The 17,972-nt window shown below is 63.2% G+C and carries 11 protein-coding genes and 1 pseudogene; 11 read left to right on the forward strand and 1 reads right to left on the reverse strand.

Annotated elements, in window-relative coordinates:
* The first annotated feature begins 308 nt into the window (after positions 1–308).
* From AC6CDK_RS01920 to AC6CDK_RS01955, 8 genes are all read left to right on the forward strand, one after another.
* A complete protein-coding gene (locus AC6CDK_RS01920; RefSeq protein WP_039645991.1) occupies positions 309–2,276 on the forward strand; it encodes a sensor histidine kinase in 1,968 nt (655 codons plus the stop codon).
* Between the two features lie 28 nt (positions 2,277–2,304).
* On the forward strand, positions 2,305–3,699 hold the full coding sequence (locus AC6CDK_RS01925) for a sigma-54-dependent transcriptional regulator (RefSeq protein WP_192905091.1): 1,395 nt from the start codon (positions 2,305–2,307) through the stop codon (positions 3,697–3,699).
* A gap of 505 nt (positions 3,700–4,204) precedes the next feature.
* The gene (locus tag AC6CDK_RS01930; RefSeq protein WP_010941632.1) at positions 4,205–4,396 is read left to right on the forward strand and encodes a hypothetical protein; all 192 of its coding nucleotides are present in this window, start codon (positions 4,205–4,207) and stop codon (positions 4,394–4,396) included.
* A 124-nt stretch (positions 4,397–4,520) separates the two neighbouring features.
* Positions 4,521–4,772 carry a hypothetical protein gene (locus tag AC6CDK_RS01935; RefSeq protein WP_192905092.1) on the forward strand — a complete coding sequence of 84 codons (252 nt, stop codon included), beginning with the start codon at positions 4,521–4,523 and terminating at the stop codon, positions 4,770–4,772.
* 12 nt (positions 4,773–4,784) lie between these two features.
* On the forward strand, positions 4,785–5,837 hold the full coding sequence (locus AC6CDK_RS01940) for a hypothetical protein (RefSeq protein WP_192905093.1): 1,053 nt from the start codon (positions 4,785–4,787) through the stop codon (positions 5,835–5,837).
* A gap of 144 nt (positions 5,838–5,981) precedes the next feature.
* Entirely contained in the window at positions 5,982–8,915 is a 2,934-nt protein-coding gene (locus tag AC6CDK_RS01945; protein WP_192905094.1) for a M6 family metalloprotease domain-containing protein, read from the forward strand.
* A gap of 163 nt (positions 8,916–9,078) precedes the next feature.
* Positions 9,079–10,431, forward strand: a complete 1,353-nt coding sequence (locus tag AC6CDK_RS01950) for a S41 family peptidase (RefSeq protein ID WP_039645983.1) — start codon at positions 9,079–9,081, stop codon at positions 10,429–10,431.
* Between the two features lie 224 nt (positions 10,432–10,655).
* Complete coding sequence (locus tag AC6CDK_RS01955) at positions 10,656–13,610, forward strand: ELWxxDGT repeat protein (RefSeq protein WP_192905095.1); 2,955 nt, start codon at positions 10,656–10,658, stop codon at positions 13,608–13,610.
* A 53-nt stretch (positions 13,611–13,663) separates the two neighbouring features.
* On the opposite strand, the pseudogene AC6CDK_RS01960 reads toward AC6CDK_RS01955, so the two are convergent.
* Positions 13,664–13,981, reverse strand: a pseudogene (locus tag AC6CDK_RS01960) (peptide chain release factor family protein); the annotation flags it as partial.
* A 276-nt stretch (positions 13,982–14,257) separates the two neighbouring features.
* Here AC6CDK_RS01960 and AC6CDK_RS01965 point away from each other — a divergent pair.
* From AC6CDK_RS01965 to AC6CDK_RS01975, 3 genes are read left to right on the forward strand one after another with little or no spacing between them, the layout of a single operon-like run.
* Positions 14,258–16,489 (forward strand): ATP-binding protein, encoded by a 2,232-nt coding sequence (locus AC6CDK_RS01965; RefSeq protein ID WP_192905096.1) that lies wholly within the window; start codon positions 14,258–14,260, stop codon positions 16,487–16,489.
* A gap of 13 nt (positions 16,490–16,502) precedes the next feature.
* Positions 16,503–17,099, forward strand: coding sequence for a Pvc16 family protein (locus AC6CDK_RS01970; RefSeq protein WP_039645974.1), 597 nt, complete (start codon positions 16,503–16,505; stop codon positions 17,097–17,099).
* Complete coding sequence (locus AC6CDK_RS01975) at positions 17,096–17,944, forward strand: hypothetical protein (protein ID WP_192905097.1); 849 nt, start codon at positions 17,096–17,098, stop codon at positions 17,942–17,944. The genes AC6CDK_RS01970 and AC6CDK_RS01975 overlap by 4 nt, the downstream gene beginning before the upstream one ends.
* The last annotated feature ends 28 nt before the right edge of the window (positions 17,945–17,972 follow it).

Here is a 17,972-nt window from a genome sequence, read left to right on the forward strand (position 1 = left end):
AAATCAATTACCTTCCTTGTTCAATCAGGAAAACCCCTATACCCTGTGGCCGCGGGGCCGCGTTTCAGGCGATGGTTGACGGGAGTCGCTTCGATGGCTCTGATGGTTCGGGCTGCGAGAGATTGCAGAACCAGGATCATTATCGGAATAGCACGCAAAAGTTGGCTGATTGAGCATAATTAATGGTAAGTGTCCCTCCAGCCACGGCGTCAAAAAGAGACGTTTTTGCAAAAATGCAAAAACAACTGGATTTTTTTATGGTGTTTACATACTATTCTCCGTGACTCCGCACAGATGGAAGAGGTCCCATGCGTCGGTATCTGTTCAGCTTCATGACCAATCTAAAACTTCGCTGGAAGATGCTGGTGCTGGTGATGCCGCTGGTGATCATTCCCATTTTCGTGGTGGGCGGAGTGATCGGCTACATCTCCACCAAGCAGGCCTACCGGGGGATCACCCAGACCTCCCGGGACGACCTGGAGCACATGGCCAGCTTCACCATCGATCTCCTCAATTCCCACTACCAGCAGTTCCAGGTCTACAAGCAGGACAAGATGCGGACCGTGCACCTGGAACTGGCCACCCTCACCAATCTTTCCTACAACCTGGTCGAGGCCCAGGACCGCCAGTACCGGGCCGGCAAGGTCGATCTGCCCACCGCCAAGGAGGAGGCCCGCAAGGCCCTCAAGCGGGTCAGCGTCGGCATGACCGGGTATATCTACGCCATGACCACCAAGGGGCTGCTGGAAGTCCACGTGGCACGTGAAGGGGAGAACGTCTACGACGAGAAGGACGAGAACGGCCGCCCCTTTATCCGGATCATGTGCGAGAACGCGCTCAAGGCCAAGCCGGGTGAGGTGCTCTATATCGTCTACCCCTGGCGCAACGAGGTGCTGGGAGACAAGTACCCCCGCAAGAAGGTGGTGGCTTACCGATACTTCCCCCAGTGGGACTGGATCATCGCGTCGGGCGGCTATCTGGAGGAGACCTACGAGGATGTGGCCTTCGAGCGCCGCTCCTTTGCCGAGCTGAAGGAGAAGATCCGGAGCAAGAAGGTGGGGGAGACCGGCTACATCTTCTGCATGGACGATACGGGGACCTTTACCGTTCACCCCTCGGGCGAGGGGCAGAATTTCCTCAATGCCGTCGACTCCAGCGGCAACAAGTTCATCAAGGAGATGGTGGAGAAGAAGCGCGGGTGGATTCGCTACCCCTGGCGCAACAAGGGAGACGCGTCGCCGCGGATGAAGCTCGTGCGCTACGACTACTTCAAACCCTGGGGATGGATCGTGGCAGTCGGGTCCTACGAGGACGAGTTCTACCGGGAGGCCAACAAGATCCGGGGGCGCATCGTCACCACCATGACGCTGCTGACCATCCTCACCGGACTCGTGGCAACGGGGCTGGTTTTCCTCGCGGCCAAGGTGTTCACCGACCCCATCAACTACATGATCGACGTGATCAGAAAGGTCAAGAAGGGGCGGCTGGACGAGCAGATGGAAGTGGACACCGGCGACGAGTTGGGCGAGCTTGCCGGCGCCTTCAACCGGATGACCACCATCATCCGCCAGAACAAGGAGATGGAGGCGAGCCTGGCCCAGCAGGGGAAGATGGCGTCGCTCGGCGTCCTCTCCTCGGGCGTTGCCCATGAGATCAACAATCCCCTGGGGGTGATCCTCGGCTATGCCTCGTACCTGGAGTCGAAGATCACCGAAGGTGACCCGACCTACAAATATATCCACGAGATCAAGCGCGAGAGCAAGCGGTGCAAGAAGATCGTCCAGGATCTCCTCTCCTACGCCCGGACCCCCAAGCCTGCCCTGGAGTCCACCGACATCAATGACCTCCTGGGGCAGATCGTGGGGTTTGCCGCCAACCACACCGACATGCACCACGTGACCGTGGTCCGGGAGTTCGCGCCCGACCTGCCGCCGGTCATGGCCGACGGGGACCAGATCCGCCAGGTGGCCATCAACCTGATCCTCAATGCCGGCTCCGCCATGACCGCCGGCGGCGTCCTCACCGTCCGGACGTTCCTGGACCAGGAGCAGTACGTGAACATCGTGTTCAGCGACACCGGCTGCGGCATTCCCCGCGAGGACCAGGAGCGGATCTTCGAGCCGTTCTTCACCACCAAGACCAAGGGGACCGGCCTGGGGCTCGCCATTACGCGCCAGATCGTGGAGATGCACCACGGTCGCATCGCCATCGACAGCGAGGTGGGGCGCGGCACCGACGTCACCGTGCGCCTGCCCCTGGAGCCGGAAGAGCTGTAGCGTTCATTACCGTTGAGAGGTGCCGATCATGTCAGACAAAAAGCGCATCATGCTTATCGATAACGAAGAAGGGCTCTGCCGCATGATGGAGGCGGTGCTCGCCGACAGCGGCTATGCAGTGAAGGGGTATACCCGTTCCTTCGAGGCGGTGGAGGAGTTCAAGGCCGGCGACTGGGACCTGGTGGTGAGCGACATCAAGATGCCCGGCATGGACGGCCTCGAGGTGCTCCAGCGGATCAAGGCCAAGGATCCCCTCATCCCGGTCATCATGATCACCGCCTACGCCACGGTGGAGACCTCGATCCAGGCGCTCCGGCGGGGGGCCTACGACATGGTCACCAAGCCCTTCGAGCCCGAGGAGCTCCTCTACCGGGTCAAGAACGCCCTCAAGCACACCCAGCTTCTGGAAGAGAACCGGGAACTGCGGGAAGAGCTGGTGGGCAAGTTCCGCTTCGACAACATCATCGGCGCATCCACCGGACTCAAGGAGGTGCTGGACAAGGTGGAGAAGATCGCCATCCGCGATACGTCGGTCCTGATCACCGGCGAGTCCGGGACCGGCAAGGAACTCATCGCCCAGGCCATCCATTACAATTCGCTGCGCAAGGAAAAGAAGTTCGTGGCCATCAACTGCGGGGCGCTGCCCGAATCGCTGCTGGAGAGCGAGCTGTTCGGCTATCGCAAGGGGGCCTTTACCGGCGCCAAGGAGAACCGCCAGGGGCTCCTGGAGGCGGCCGACGGCGGCACGCTCTTTCTGGACGAGGCGGGCAACCTCCCCATGAACGTGCAGAAGACGCTGCTCCGCTTTCTCCAGGAGCAGGAGTTTCTGCGCATCGGCGACACCACCCCCACCAAGGTCGACGTGCGGATCATCTCCGCCACCAATGCCGAGCTGAAGGAGGCGGTCAAGAGCAGTGCCTTCCGCGAAGACCTCTACTACCGGCTCAACGTGCTGAATCTTCATCTGCCCCCCCTGCGGGAGCGGCGGGCCGACATCCCGCTGCTGGCGGCCCACTTCATCACGCTGCAGAACAAGAAATTCGGCACCGCCATCAAGGGGCTCGCCCCGGACGCCCTGGAGGCGGTCATGGAGTTCTCCTGGCCCGGGAACATCCGCCAGCTCAAGAACGTGATCGAGGCCTGCACCGCCATGGAAAACGGCGACTATCTCTCGCTTCCGGTCCTCTCCCAGTTCATCGAGATCCCCCTCCTCGCGGGCGGGGACGAGGAGGGCGTTGCCGGCGAGCTGGAAGAGAGCGACTACTCCCAGGCCCTGTCGCGCTTCGAGATCGACTATCTGAAGGGGCTCCTGCGCAAAAATCACGGCAACGTGGAGGCGGCAGCCCGCGATGCGGGGATGAACATGGCCACCATCTACCGCAAGCTCAAGAAGTACAATATCCGCCGTGAAGACTATGTCTGACGGCCCGTGGGGGCCCCTCGGGGGCGCTCTCCCCTGCCGGCCGCACGATGACGTTCACTCCGTTCTCACCGTTGAGACGGGTTTGCATTTCTGCAAAACCTTCTGCCGCGGCCGTTGCAGCCCTGCAATCCTTTACGCCGATAACCGGAACGCCCTGAAATCATGAGGTATTGCCGGGGCGTCCTCCGCCGGCGGCACCCCCCTGCCGTCTCCGTAACCTCCCCGGCGGTCCCGGTACCCTTGCACGAGTGCAAAAACGACGTTCTAGCCTGTTCCTCCCCAGCGCCTCCCATGGTTCCCATTGTCATAGATAACGTATTGAAAATACACACTTAAAAAAACAATAAAAGCCTATTCACGTAATTGGTATACAGGTTGCTCTAGGGATAGGCAGTTACTCCTTCATTGCATGGGACAGGGTCGGGGATGGTGACGACCAGATGATCCGGCTCTCATCCCATGCGCGTCAATCGGACCGGACACGGTTTAAGAGATAGAGGTATCCATGAAGGACGGAATAGTCTGCCCCTTCTACGGTAAGAGCGATGACATCTGCGATGTGGGCTGCGGGTACATCTCGCCCCACGACGTCAACATGATCATCAAGTTCTGCAGCTGCCGCTACCGCGAGTGCATGAAGTACCAGGAACTGGCCGAGCGGTTTCCCCACGACATCCTCACACCCGTCAAGTGTTGACCATACAAGGAGGAAGACACCATGCTGTACAACATGAGCCTGTATCTCCACGGACCGTACATTCTCTATGCCCTCACATTCGTTGCAGCGTTAACGGTTATATCGTTCGTAAAGGAGAAGAGAGATGAGCGAAAAAGAGCTTGAACTGCTGGCAAGGATCGAGGAGCTCGAGCGGCACACCTGGCGCAACAGCGCCATCCTTCGGGCGGTCGCCATGGTTGCTGGTACGGCCATGATCGGCATCATCGTCGCCTCCGGCGTGGTCGGCGGCGGTCACGGCAGCCACTGGACCGGCCCCGCGTGGAACACCATGTGGCTCTACGGCCTGTTCGCGGCCAATGCGGTGTCCATGTTCTGGACCACCCACAGGGATTAGGAGGAACACGCCATGCCAATGAGTATCAAGAACGCAATCCTGCTCTTCGTGGTGGTGACCCTCTGTGCCGCCTTCAGCATGAGAATCTTCCAGGGACTCGACGAGATGATGGGCGACCAGTACTGGGTGGTGGACGTCTCCCAGGGCGACCACGGCTGGTACGGCATGGGGCTGTTGCCCCACGTGGTGAAGATGCCCAAGGATGTCGTCAAGGCCCTCAACACCGATGCCGATCCGGCCAACAACGTGGAGATCTACGCCCAGGCGGGCGATTTCGCAGGCGATTCGGTCTACGGCATCTGTTTCGGGATTCCGCTCATCATGTTCCTGATCTGGTTCGCCTTCATCATAGGCTTCCCGGACCGGGTGGACCCCTATCTGTTGCCGCGCAAGATCTTCACCATCGCGGTGATCATCACCTGCTCGGTGGTGGTCAACCTCTTCCTGATGAGGATCACCGCCGACTTCGCCACCGACCCCATGGCGCGCATCGCCAACGTGGCGGGCAACCACGCCTCGCTCCTGTTCCACAACGCCGGCATCTGGTTCGCCATCCTCTTCTCGGCCCTGGGGACCCACAGCCACTCCATGCACGAGGTAGCCGCCCCTGACAGCCGCCAGTGGCAGACCCAGGCCAATGAGAAGTTCTCCTGGATGTTCATCCTGCTCGGCGCCGTGACCGTGCTGGAAGTTTCCCTGGTGAACAGCAAACTTGCCCTCCCCGACGCGGCGGTGGACTACTCGGTCTGGATCATCTGGGTGGTGATCTTCATGCGGATGTTCGGCTTCTCGCCCCGCTACTGGATCAAGCGTGGCCGCGGCATCTCCATCATGGTGGTCGGCACGGCGCTGACCCTGGGCGCCTTCTACCTGCTGGAGCGCGCCACCGGCACCCTGGGCGCCGGCTTCGCTTCGCCTGTCCTGGCCAAGGCCCTCGGTGTCGAAAACCAGAACATCGGGCTCTCGCTCATGATCTCCATCTACCTCATCTTCTGGATGGAGTTCGCCGCGGCAATCCGCATGAACGGGCCGGTTAAGAAGCCTGTGGAGCAGAAGATTCCCTAAGCAGGCTCACAAAAGCGTACTCCAAAGGCGACGGTCAAACCGTCGCCTTTTTTTATGGCTGCACTGTAGACCTGATGCCGATCAGCCGATATAACTACACTAGTAGACTCCATGTTAGATGCAGACGCGACAAGGGAGACGATTATGAACGGCTGCAAGATTCTCAGTGTTTCGTTTTCGGTGATGATGGCGCTGGTAGTGCCGGAACTGGCGTTGGCCGTCCCCGCCGAGCCCACTGTCCTCGATATGCAGCAGGAGGACGGCACAGCATTCAGGGCCCGCAAGTGGGGCGACGAGTCCCGGCACGGTTGGGAGACCGACTTCGGCCACACAATCGTGTTCGATGGCAAAAAACGCGGCTGGTACTATGCCGACCGGGCGCCCGATGGCGGGCTCATGAGTTCAGGGAGGGCCGTGGGGCGTGATGCTCCTCCCGCACATGTGCCCAAAAGGCTTCGGCCTCCTCGGGGGATCGTAAAGCAGCTCGACCGCGAAGGGCGGTTCGCGCCTCAACTCAAGTCGCCATCCGATGCAACGGCGCCTTTGCGTGTCGTTCAGGAGTCTGCGCTCCAGCCCGCACCGCCGTCGAGCGGCTCGACCAATCTCCCCGTTATCCTCGTGAACTTTTCCGACCGTACAACGACCAACACCCCTCAGGAATTCCAGTCGCTCCTGTTCGGGACCGGCACGTACAGCCTCAAGGATTACTATCAGGAGGTCTCATCCGGCAGCTTTACCCTTTCCCCCGGCCCGGCGGGTATCGTCGGCTGGGTCCAGGCGCCCAACACCCATGACTACTATGGCAGCAACAACGCCTCGGGTGACGACATGTGGCCGGGCGATCTGGTGTATGAAGCGGTCCAGGCCGCCGACGCAACGGTCAACTTCGCGAATTACGACGGGGACGGCGACTGCTACGTGGATGCGGTTGCCATCGTCCACCAGGGGACCGGCGAAGACCAGGCGGGAACTCCCGCCACCGACATCTGGTCTCACCGCTGGACCCTGAGCAGCGCCAAATCCTTTGAAAGAAGCAACTACGGCACCTATACCACCAACGACGCCTGCACGGCTAATCCGGGCACCATGGTGAAGATCAACGACTACATCATGCAGCCCGAGCGCTACGGTACGGGAATTGCCACGGTGGGCGTGTTTGCCCACGAGTTCGGCCACGTGATGGGTCTCCCTGACCTCTACGACACGGACGGTTCATCCGAAGGGGTGGGCGAGTGGAGCCTCATGGCCGCCGGCAGTTGGACCTACCTCTCGCGCCAGGGGGACCGTCCCTCCCACTTGGATCCCTGGAGCAAGTACAAGCTGGGGTGGGTGGCCCCCCAGAAGGTGACGTCGGCCCAGGCAGGGTTCAGCTTTGCCCCCGTGGAAACGACCGCCGCGGTGGTGCAGCTTCTTGAAGGCTCTCCCGCCAGCGGCACCGGTGAATATTTCCTGCTGGAAAACCGTCAGCAAACCGGCTTCGATGCCGGCATCCCCGCCTCGGGACTCGTTGTCTGGCACATCGACGAAAGCAAAGCCAACAACACCGGCGAGTGGTATCCCACCTGCGGGGCCCCCTGCACGTCCCACTACAAGGTCGCCCTGGTCCAGGCGGATGGCGCCTACCACCTGGAAAGGGAAATGAACCGCGGCGATGCGGGGGATCCGTTCCCGGGCACCTCCGGCGTGACGCTCCTCACCGCGGACACGGTGCCGAGCAGCCGGCTCTACAGCGGGGCCGATTCGGGCTTCTACCTCGATCTCATCCGGAGGTCGGGCTCCACCATGGTCGCGGACATCGGTTTCGGCACCTATGTGGACCGCACGGTTACCATCCTGTCCACCGGCTTCGAGTCCCTGGGCCAGAATCCGCCCGCCGGCTGGAGCCTGGTGGACAATGCAGGCACCAAAGCCCTGTGGCGCTTCGATAATCCGGCAACACGGGACAACGATACGGGGGGCAGCGGCGGCTTCGCCATTGCGGACAGCGACTATGCCGGCCCGGTTGCCATGGATACGGAGCTCCGGACGCCGCTCCTGGATCTGAGCGGATACGAGATAGTCACGCTGAAGTTTAAGACGTTATTCGACCATTACAGCAACGAGATCGCCTCCGTCGATGTGAGCACCAGCGGGAGCGCAGGACCCTGGCAGTCCCTCTGGAGCAGGAACGGGATCGATTACGGACCGGCCACTGAGGACATCGACCTTACCTCCCGTGCGGCGGGCAAGGCCAACGTCATGATCCGTTTCCGCTATTATGATGCCAACTATTCCTGGTTCTGGCAGGTGGACGATGTGACACTGACCGGCATCCCCCGCGCTCAGCATCAGCTCGCCGTGACCGTCAACGGCAGCGGTACGGTAGCCAGCTCGCCTGCGGGGATTTCCTGCCCGGAGTCCACCTGCAGCGCGTTGTTCTACGACGGTCTCCCGGTGACGCTGACGGCCACGCCCGCCGCGGATTACCTCTTTTCCGGCTGGTCGGGGGCCTGTGCCGGCACCGATCCCTGCGTGGTCACCTTGAGCGGCGCTACGGCCGTGACGGCTACCTTCGTGCCGAACACCCACAGTCTGAACGTGACGGTTTCCGGCAACGGACAGGGAACCGTCACCAGCGTTCCCGCCGGAATCGCCTGCGCGTCGGGCACCTGCAACGGAGCCTTTAATGCGGGAAGCCAGGTGGAGCTCATCGCCACGCCGTCCGCGGGGTCGCTCTTCGCGGGCTGGTCGGGCGACTGCACCGGCACCGGTGCCTGCACTCCGACCATGGCCACCGACCGGAACGTCGGTGCCGCGTTTGACCCCGCACCAACGGTTGAGCTCACCATTGGCGCCGCCACGACACTCCACACGACCCTGGCGGCAGCCATGGCCGCCGTTGCCGATGGTTCTGCCGCCGCCATCAAGGCCAGGGCCATGGAGTTCCCGGAGAGCCTGGCCATCACCGGCGGGAAATCCATCGTATTCTACGGCGGATACGCCGAAGGCTTCGGCGGCGTTGCCGGGTACTCGGTCCTGCGCGGAACGGTTACTGTCGGGGTGGGTTCGCTCACGGTGGGCAATCTGACGGTTCGGTAACCTTGGCCCTCTCCCGGTTTTCCGCGGGAGAGGGCCAAGCGGTTCTGCGGATGGTCCAGGTTGTCTCTCATCTTTCCTTCACCACGAACATTGACAAACACGCGCCGCGACAACTACAGTATCCGGAGACGCTCCCTTCGACGGAGCCCCGGAGGTTGTACCCATGCAAACGAGAACGAGGATAACCCTCGGCCTGGTGGTTGCCATACTCTGCCTCACCATCGGCGTGGCCGCCGGATGGCGCTACTACAACCCTGCTGCTGACCAGGCCGGTGCCGAGCACCTGAGGCTGTTCCGCGAGGTCGTCACGATCGTGCGGAACAGTTACGTGGAGGAGGTGGGCGGGAAAAAGCTGCTGGAAGGGGCCATCAACGGCATGCTCGCCTCGCTGGACCCCCACAGCTCGTATCTCCCGCCGGAACCCTTCACCGAGATGAAGACCGAGATATCGGGATCCTTCGGCGGCCTCGGCATCGAGATCTCCATGCGTGACAGCAAGCTGACCGTGGTCGCCCCCATCGAGGATACGCCCGCCTGGCGGGCCGGCATCCAGTCGGGCGACCACATCTGGAAGATCGACGATACTCCCACCCGTGGCCTCACCATCACCCAGGCGGTCAAGCGGATGAGGGGCGAGGCGGGGACGCAGGTTTCCCTCTCGGTCCTCCGGCAGGGGAACGGAAAGCCGCTCGTGTTTCCCCTGGTGCGGGACATCATCAAAACCAGGAGCCTCAAGTCACGGACCCTGGAGCCGGGTTACGGCTATGTCAGGATAAGCCAGTTCCAGGAGCGGACCGGAGATGACTTTGTCGCCGCCCTTGCCAAGCTGCGGTCAGAGAACGGCGGTTCCCTCAAGGGGCTGGTGCTCGATCTGCGGAATAACCCCGGCGGCCTCCTGGATGCCGCAGTGGCGGTGGCGGGGCGCTTCGTGGGCGAGCGTCTCGACAACGGCCTCATCGTCTACACCGAAGGCCGGGAACACTTTGCCAAGCGGAGCTACAGCGCCACCATCGGCGAGAAAGAGCCGCGCTACCCCGTTGTCGTCCTCATCAACGGCGGCAGCGCCAGCGCGTCGGAGATCGTGGCCGGGGCTCTCCAGGACCACGGCCGCGCCGTGATCATGGGAACCACCAGTTTCGGCAAGGGCTCGGTTCAGACAGTGGTCCCCCTCAAGGATGGCGCCGGCCTCAAGCTGACCACGGCCCGCTACTACACCCCCAAGGGGCGTTCGATTCAGGCACGGGGCATCGAGCCCGACATCGTCGTGGAACGGGCCGAGTTCAAGGAGTTGCCGGACAAGGGCGGGGCCGGGTTCCTCGAAAAGGATCTGGACAATCATCTGTCAGGGGCGGAAACGGACAATGGGGAAAAGACCCCCGGTCCGGACGCCACGAAGGCCCCGGCCGCGCCAGCGACTCCCGAGCACGAGGCCGACAGGGATTACCAGCTTCGCCGGGCCCTTGAACTGCTCAAGGGGTGGGATGCCATGCGCAAGGTTGCCGCTGCGAAGCGCTAGGCTGTTTGACAGGAATAGTGATGCAGTTACCGAAACGGGGCGTACTCATGGGAGTCGCCCCGTTTTTCGTTGCCGGAGCCGGGGCGCAACCCCTTCCCCACGGAATGGCCGGCTACTCTGATTTGGGCCGATCCTGCCGGATTTCCGTTAAATGTTCCGCCGGATTCGCCGATAAGCTCGATAACGGCCCGACACGGGCACTGCACCACGCCTCGGGGGTAAGAATGAACAGCAAACGATATAGCTCAAACCCGCGACCTGCCGCACGCGTCATCCGGTCGCTTGCCGTGCTGGCTCTGCTGGCGGGCCTGCCGGTCGGGGCCGAAGCCGGGCCGGCCCTTCCGGTCATGGTCAGGGATATCAACACCGCATCGGCACCCGTCTCGTCCAACCCCTCCGGCATGACGGCCAATGGCGGCATCCTCTTCTTCAGTGCCGGCGACGGCGCCAATGGCCCGGAACTCTGGAAGAGCGACGGCACCGCGGAAGGAACGGCGCTCGTCAAAGATATCAATGCCGGGCCCGGGCCGGGCACGCCCCAGTATTTCTCCGTCATGAACGGGATCACCTATTTCTCCGCCATGGACAGCTTCCGCGGCGTGGAACTCTGGAAAAGCGACGGAACGGCCGCGGGGACGGTCCTGGTGAAGGATATCTACCAGGGGGGCGAATCATCCAATCCACTGGAGCTGACAACGGTGGGGGAAACGCTTTTCTTCTCCGCCGAGCATCCCGTCTATGGCAGGGAGCTCTGGAAGAGCGACGGCACCGCCGGGGGAACCGTCCTCGTGGCCGATATCGCGGCAGAGGCAAGTTCGACGCCCCAGTGGCTGAGGGCGGTCAACGGTACGCTCTTCTTCGCGGCCGACGATGGTCTCCATGGCCGGGAGCTCTGGAAGAGCGACGGGACGCCGGAAGGCACGGTGATGGTCAAGGATATCAACCCCTTCGGCGGGTCCGATCCGGGCGAGATGGCGGTGTACGGCGGCATCCTCTACTTTACCGCCGATGATGGTGAAAATGGCCATGAGCTCTGGAGGAGCGACGGCACCGCCGAAGGGACCTATCTGGTCGCCGATATAGCCCCCGGCGAAGAGAGTTCCTACCCCTTCGAGCCGGTGGGCATCAATGGCCTGCTCTATTTTACGGCCAATGACGGCTACACCGGGTACGAACTCTGGCAGAGCGACGGCACCCCCGAGGGGACGACGCTGGTGAAGGATATCAATCCTGACGGCGAAGACTCAATGCCCTGGGGCATCGTGGGCATGGACAGGTACGTCTACTTCGCGGCCGACGACGGCGTGAACGGGTATGAACTCTGGCGCACCGACGGCACCATGGGGGGGACGGAGATGGTTGCCGACATCCAGCCCGGGGTGGGCGGTTCCATGTACAGCTCTCCCCGGTTGGTGAACGGCATGCTCCTCTTTGCCGCCGACGACGGTGAGCACGGCATCGAGATATGGAAAAGCGACGGCACCGCCGAGGGCACCCTCATGGTCAGGGATATCATCCCGGACGCCATGTCGTGGCCATCCGAGCTCATGGTGCACAACGATACACTCTACTTCGCAGCCGACGACGGCGTAAACGGCACGGAGCTCTGGAAGAGTGACGGAACGGCCGAGGGCACGGTGCTGGTGCGGAACATCGCACCCGAGACAGGAGGCAGTCTCCCCTACCAACTGGCCGCGATGGGGAACACGGTATTCTTTGCCGCGGCCGCTGCCGATCTTGACTTCGATGTCTGGAAGAGCGACGGCACCGCGGACGGCACGGTGCTCGTCAAGGAGATCAATCCCGAGGGGTCGGCCTATCTGGACCGGCTGACGGTCGTTGGTGACACCCTCTACTTCCTGGCCGAGGACAACTATGGGGAGGCGAGCCATGGCATCGAGCTCTGGAAGAGCGACGGCACCGCCGAAGGCACCGGGATGGTCACGGACATCAACCCCGGGCCCCAGGGGATATTCTTCCCCGGCAACCCCAATTATCCCTTCTCCATGGCCGCCGTCGGCACTACGGTGTATTTTCCCGGCTTTACCGCTGACAATGGCCATGAGCTCTGGAAGAGCGACGGTACCGCCGAAGGGACGGTCCTGGTGAAGGATATCAACCCCGTCTTCGATTTCTCCTCATTTCCCGACAGTCTTACCGCCATGAACGGAGCGGTCTATTTCGTGGCCGATGACGGGACACATGGCGCCGAGCTCTGGAAGAGCGACGGTACCGCCGACGGCACCCGGATGGTCAGGGACATCTATCCGGACGGCATCGGCTCCAGCCCCCTCTCGCTCACGGTCATGAACAATGTCCTCTATTTCAGCGCCGCCGGTGACGAAACCAGTGGCTACGGCCTCTGGAAGAGCGACGGCACCGCCGATGGGACCATTTTCGTAAAGGACACTTCTCCCTTCAATCACTCGCGTCTTCCGGCCTCCCTGACCCCCGTGAACGGCACCCTCTTTTTCGCCGCCCATGACGAAAGCGCCGGATTCGAACTCTGGAAAAGCGACGGTACCACTGCCGGCACCGTGCTAGTGGCCGACATCATGCCGGGGGAAGGTTCATCCAACCTGCGCTTGCTGACCGGCGTGAACGGCACCCTGTTCTGTGTGGCCGACGACGGAGTGCACGGCGAGGAACTCTGGAAAAGCGACGGAACACCCGAGGGGACGGTGATGGTGAAGGATATCTTCCCGGGGGAGGGGGGGGCGGGCATCACCTGGATCAAGGTGGTGAACGGGATGCTCTACTTCGCGGCCGACAACGGCGTGAACGGCCTTGAACTCTGGCAGAGCGACGGTACTGCCGAGGGGACGGTGCTGGTCATGGACATCCTGGCCGGTCAGGGGAGCTCGTCCCCTTCGTATCCGGTGGTGGCGGGCACTACGCTCTATTTCGCCGCCACTGACGGAAGCCACGGCGTCGAGCTCTGGAAGTTTTCTCCCGATCCGCCCGATGGGGATCTGACGGGCAACGGGGTGCTGGATATCGTGGATGTGCTGCGCGCCCTGCGGATTGTGGCCGGCATTGCGGAGCCCACGGTGGCCGACTTCATCCGCGGCGATGTGGCTCCCCTCGACGGAAATGGCCGGCCCGCCCCGGACGGCGTGATAGACATGGACGACGTGCTGGTCGTCCTGCGCAGGATGCTGGGCGTCGTGTCGTGGTGACGGCAGGATAATCGGCCGTTCCGCGGCAATGGCTGGTCCACTGCGCCCGGCGGTCACTCGACCGTCGAGCGCAGTTTTTTCTTCATCCCCTTCAGCTTCTTTTCCGTCAGCCGCTTTTCCCTGGCGCCCTTGGGCACCGTGGTGGCGATCCGCTTCTTTGCCTTACGCTCGCGCTTTTCCAGCGCAACCCGCAAACGCTCCATGGCCTTCTCCCGATTCTGCGTCTGCGAGCGGTTTTCGCTGGCCTGGACCACGATGCCGGTGGGAAGGTGGCGGATGCGCACCGCCGAATCGGTGGTGTTGCGGTGCTGCCCGCCGGGCCCCGAGGCACGATAGTACTCCACCTTGATATCCGTTTCCCTGATGTCCACTGCCATCGTAACGTCCCTCCCTTGATTCCGGCTACCAGGGTAGCACGAACAACGCAGGATTTACCACCAGTCGCGACCACGCGGCCCGCCTGGAAAAAAATCAGGTCGGGAGACTTGTGTCTAAACGATGTTTTATGTATCTTTACTAAGCAACCGATATGGTTGCCCGGGGCACGGACGCCCCGGGCACCGGTTGCAGCGCAGGGGAACGGCTCCCCGCGCGCCACAACCGAAACAGCTCTGAACATGCATGTCTGAGCAATGGCGGGGCCCGGTATGCCAGGGACGGCACAACTGAACCGAAATATACCCGCCGCCGGCGCCTATGCCGACGGTCTGGAGCATATGGAGGACGAACTCCGGTGGCTCGACCTCCTCATCCGTTACCGGCTCGACGGCCGGAACAGGAGAGGAGCCGACCCCTTCGGGCAGTTGCGGGGGCTCGTCCTCTCGGACGACGAGATCAACGGTCTGCTTTCGGGCGATGCCGGAGGAACTCCCGGAGCTTCGCCTGAGCGTGGCGGTGAACTGGCCGACCTGGCGGCCAAGGTTGCGGACCGCCGCTCTGCCACACTCCGAATGGGGACAGCCCTCCCCCTTGCCGATCTTTCCCGCACGTTTCACCTTTCCCCCTTTGAGGAGAAGTGCCTCCTCATCTGCCTTGCCCCCGAACTGGACCTGAAGTACGAAAAGCTCTTCGCCTATCTCCACGATGACGTGACGCGCCAACGGCCCAGCATCGGGCTGATCCTCGACCTCCTCTGCACCTCCTTCCGGGAGCGGGTGGCTGCCCGCACCGTCTTCGATCCCCGGGCTCCGCTGGCAAAGTACCGTCTCGTACAGTTCATTCATGATCCCCCGGACGGATCCGTTTCCTTTCCCTCGCGCCAACTCATGCTCAATGATCGGATTGCCGGTTACGTGCTGGGGCACGCCCAGCCGGACCCGCACCTGGCCGACGCGGTCCGCCTGGTCCGGCCCAACGCCGGCGGCACGGTATCGCCGGTCGAAGATCGTAACCGGGAACGGGCCCGGCATCTGGTCCATGCCCACCTTGCGGCGCACGCTCCGGAGGAGAGCCGTCTGGTGCTGTTCTGCCGTGGTCCCCGGGGAGCGGGGAAGCGGGAACTGGTCGAGACCCTGTGCCGCGACCTCGGCCTGTGGCTCCTGGTGGCCGATGTGGAGCGGATGCTGGCCGGAAGCCTTCCCTTCGGGGAAATGGCGTGGCTGCTTGGCCGCGAGGCCGCCCTTCAGCCGGCCGTCCTCTGCCTGGAGGGGATGGATGCGCTCCTGGCGGGGGACAATGACCATACCTCGGAACTCACGTCGCTCATGGACGCTATCCGGACCTTCTGCCGCGTCACGTTTGTCTGTTCCGGCCGCCCCTGGCGTCCCCGGGACCGGCATCCCTCCGACGTGTTCATTGAACTGGATTTTCCCCTTCCGGACGAAAGCACGCGGAAACGCCTGTGGGAGGAGGGCCTGCGCGGCGACCCCCTTGCGGCCGGCATGGGCGCGGCAGACGTCCTGGCCGGCACGTTCCGTTTCACCCCCGGCCAGATCCGCCAGGCACTGGCCGATGCCCGTGATCTGGCCGTCTGGCACGGAGGGAACGAGGGGGCCGGGTGGAGCGAAGCCGACCTGCTTCACGCCGCCTGCCGCGCCCGATCCCACACCAGCCTGGGCACCCTGGCGCGGCGGATCGAGCCCGTTCATACCCTGGACGACATCGTGCTTCCTGCCCTCCAGATGGCCCAGTTGCGGGAGATCTGCGCCCAGGTCCGCTACCGGCACCTGGTCTTCGGCCAGTGGGGATTCGACCGGAAGCTCTCCTCGGGCAAGGGGCTCACGGCGCTCTTCACGGGGCCTCCCGGCACGGGCAAGACCATGGCCGCCGCGGTGGTTGCCCGCGAACTGGGGCTGGAGCTCTACCGGATCGATCTCTCCCAGGTGGTGAGCAAGTACATCGGCGAGACGGAGAAGAACCTGGAGCGCATCTTCGCCGGGGCGGAGACCGCCGGCGCCATCCTGTTCTTCGACGAGGCCGACGCCCTGTTCGGCAGGCGCTCCGAGGTGAAGGACGCCCACGACCGTTATGCCAATATCGAAATCGGCTACCTGCTCCAGCGGATGGAGGAGTACAGCGGCATTTCCATCCTGGCCACGAACCTCCGCCAGAATCTGGACGAGGCCTTCACCCGGCGCATCCGGATCGTGGTGGAGTTCCCGTTCCCCGACGAGGAATACCGCGAAATGATCTGGCAGCGCATCTTCCCGCCGGAGCTTCCCGTGGGGGACGATGTGGACCTGGGATTCCTGGCCCGCCGGTTCAGACTCTCCGGGGGAGACATCAGGAACGTGGCGCTGGGCGCGGTCTTTTACGCGGCCGAGGAGGGGCGGCCCCTTGCCATGGCGCACCTGGTCCGTGCCTTGGGCAGGGAGCTGCGCAAGACGGGAAAACCGTGCACCCGGGAAGAATTCGGAGACTACCTGGAGATGCTGGCGTGACAGGGATGGAGCCATGAGCGACTACACGGTGATTGCCGATATCGGGGCCACGCTGATCGGGCTGCTGCGGGAGAGCATGGGCGACCTGCTGTCAGCCGACGCCATCGCGCTTCTCTCTCCGGCGGAGCTTGAAGGGCAGGACATCCGCCTGACCCTCTTCCTCTATGCCGTGAGCGAGAATCCGCACCTGAAAAACGCCCCGGCCCCGCCGGCTCCGCCGGGCATCCGCCGGGCGCCGCCGCTCCAGGTGGACCTTTCCTACCTGCTCACGGCCCACGGCTCTCGGCTCATCACCGACCGGACCGAGCGATCCCTGGAGGAGCAGCGGATCCTGGGGCGGGCCATGCGGGTGCTCTACGACAATTCCCTGCTGGCGGGATCGGTCCTGAAGGGTGGTCTGGCCGGATCCACGGCCCAGTTCCGGATAAATCTCCAGCCCTTGTCTCTGGACGACCTGTCCAAGATCTGGACCGCCCTGCCCAACAACGCCCTCAAGGCATCGGCAGGGTACCAAGTGTCCCCGGTGGCCATTGATTCCACCCGGTCCACCAGCGGGAAGCCCGTGGTGGAGCGGACCCTGGAGTACTACCAGAAAGGGGCCGGATCATGACCGAAGCAGTGATGCTCCAGCCGCCCGACCGGTCCGTGAGCCGCCTTGCCTTCGCGGTGCGGCTTGTGGATGACTTCGCGCCGGAGCGGGAGCCTCCGGCCGGGGTAACGGTGACGCTCACGGGAGGCGGAACCCAGGGCGTTCGCAACCCCGGCGGGTGGCATCTCTTCATGGATCTGCCGGCGGGAACGTACCGGGTGAGCGCCCGGTCAGAGCTCTACCTGGCGGAGGATAAGGAGATCGACACCGCGCTGCTGGATCCCGGCCTGCCAGTGGTGGAACTGCTGCTTAAGCCGTCCGCTGCCTACCCATTCCCGCCCGGAACCACGCTGGTCCGTTGCGTGGTGAGGAACGAAGCGGACCTGGGCGTGCCGGATGCCCGGGTGGAGGCGGTTCCCTGGATGCCCGCACCATCGGTGAAGGGGCGGGTGCGGCAGGGGGGCGCCCAGGCGGGCCAGCCGACCATCCGCCTTGAGCACCTGTCGGGAGAACTGGCCGCGGGCGACATGCTGCTGGTCAGGGAAGGAGACCCCTCCCGTCAGGAGATCGTCCGGATCACGGCGCCTCTGCCGTCCAACGCCTCCCAGCCGTTCAACCTGGCGGCGCCGCTCCGTTTCGGCCATGCCGCGGGCACCCCGGTCCACCTTCTGGCGGCTGCAGCTCCCTCCACCACCTCCACGGCCGGCACCGGGGAATTCGTTGTCTATCAGAGGAACGCGTCCGCCCGGCTGTTCGTAATCAGGCTCAGTACGAGCGCTGCGGGATACCGGCCGGACGAGCGGGATCTGGAGATCGTCGAGGGTACGACCCAGTCCGTGGGAGTGATCAGCCTGCAACAGCTCTGATCCTGAATCCGGCACTGTTCAACTGCCG

It is taken from the genome of Geobacter sp. PheSNFMC (genome assembly GCF_059620965.1).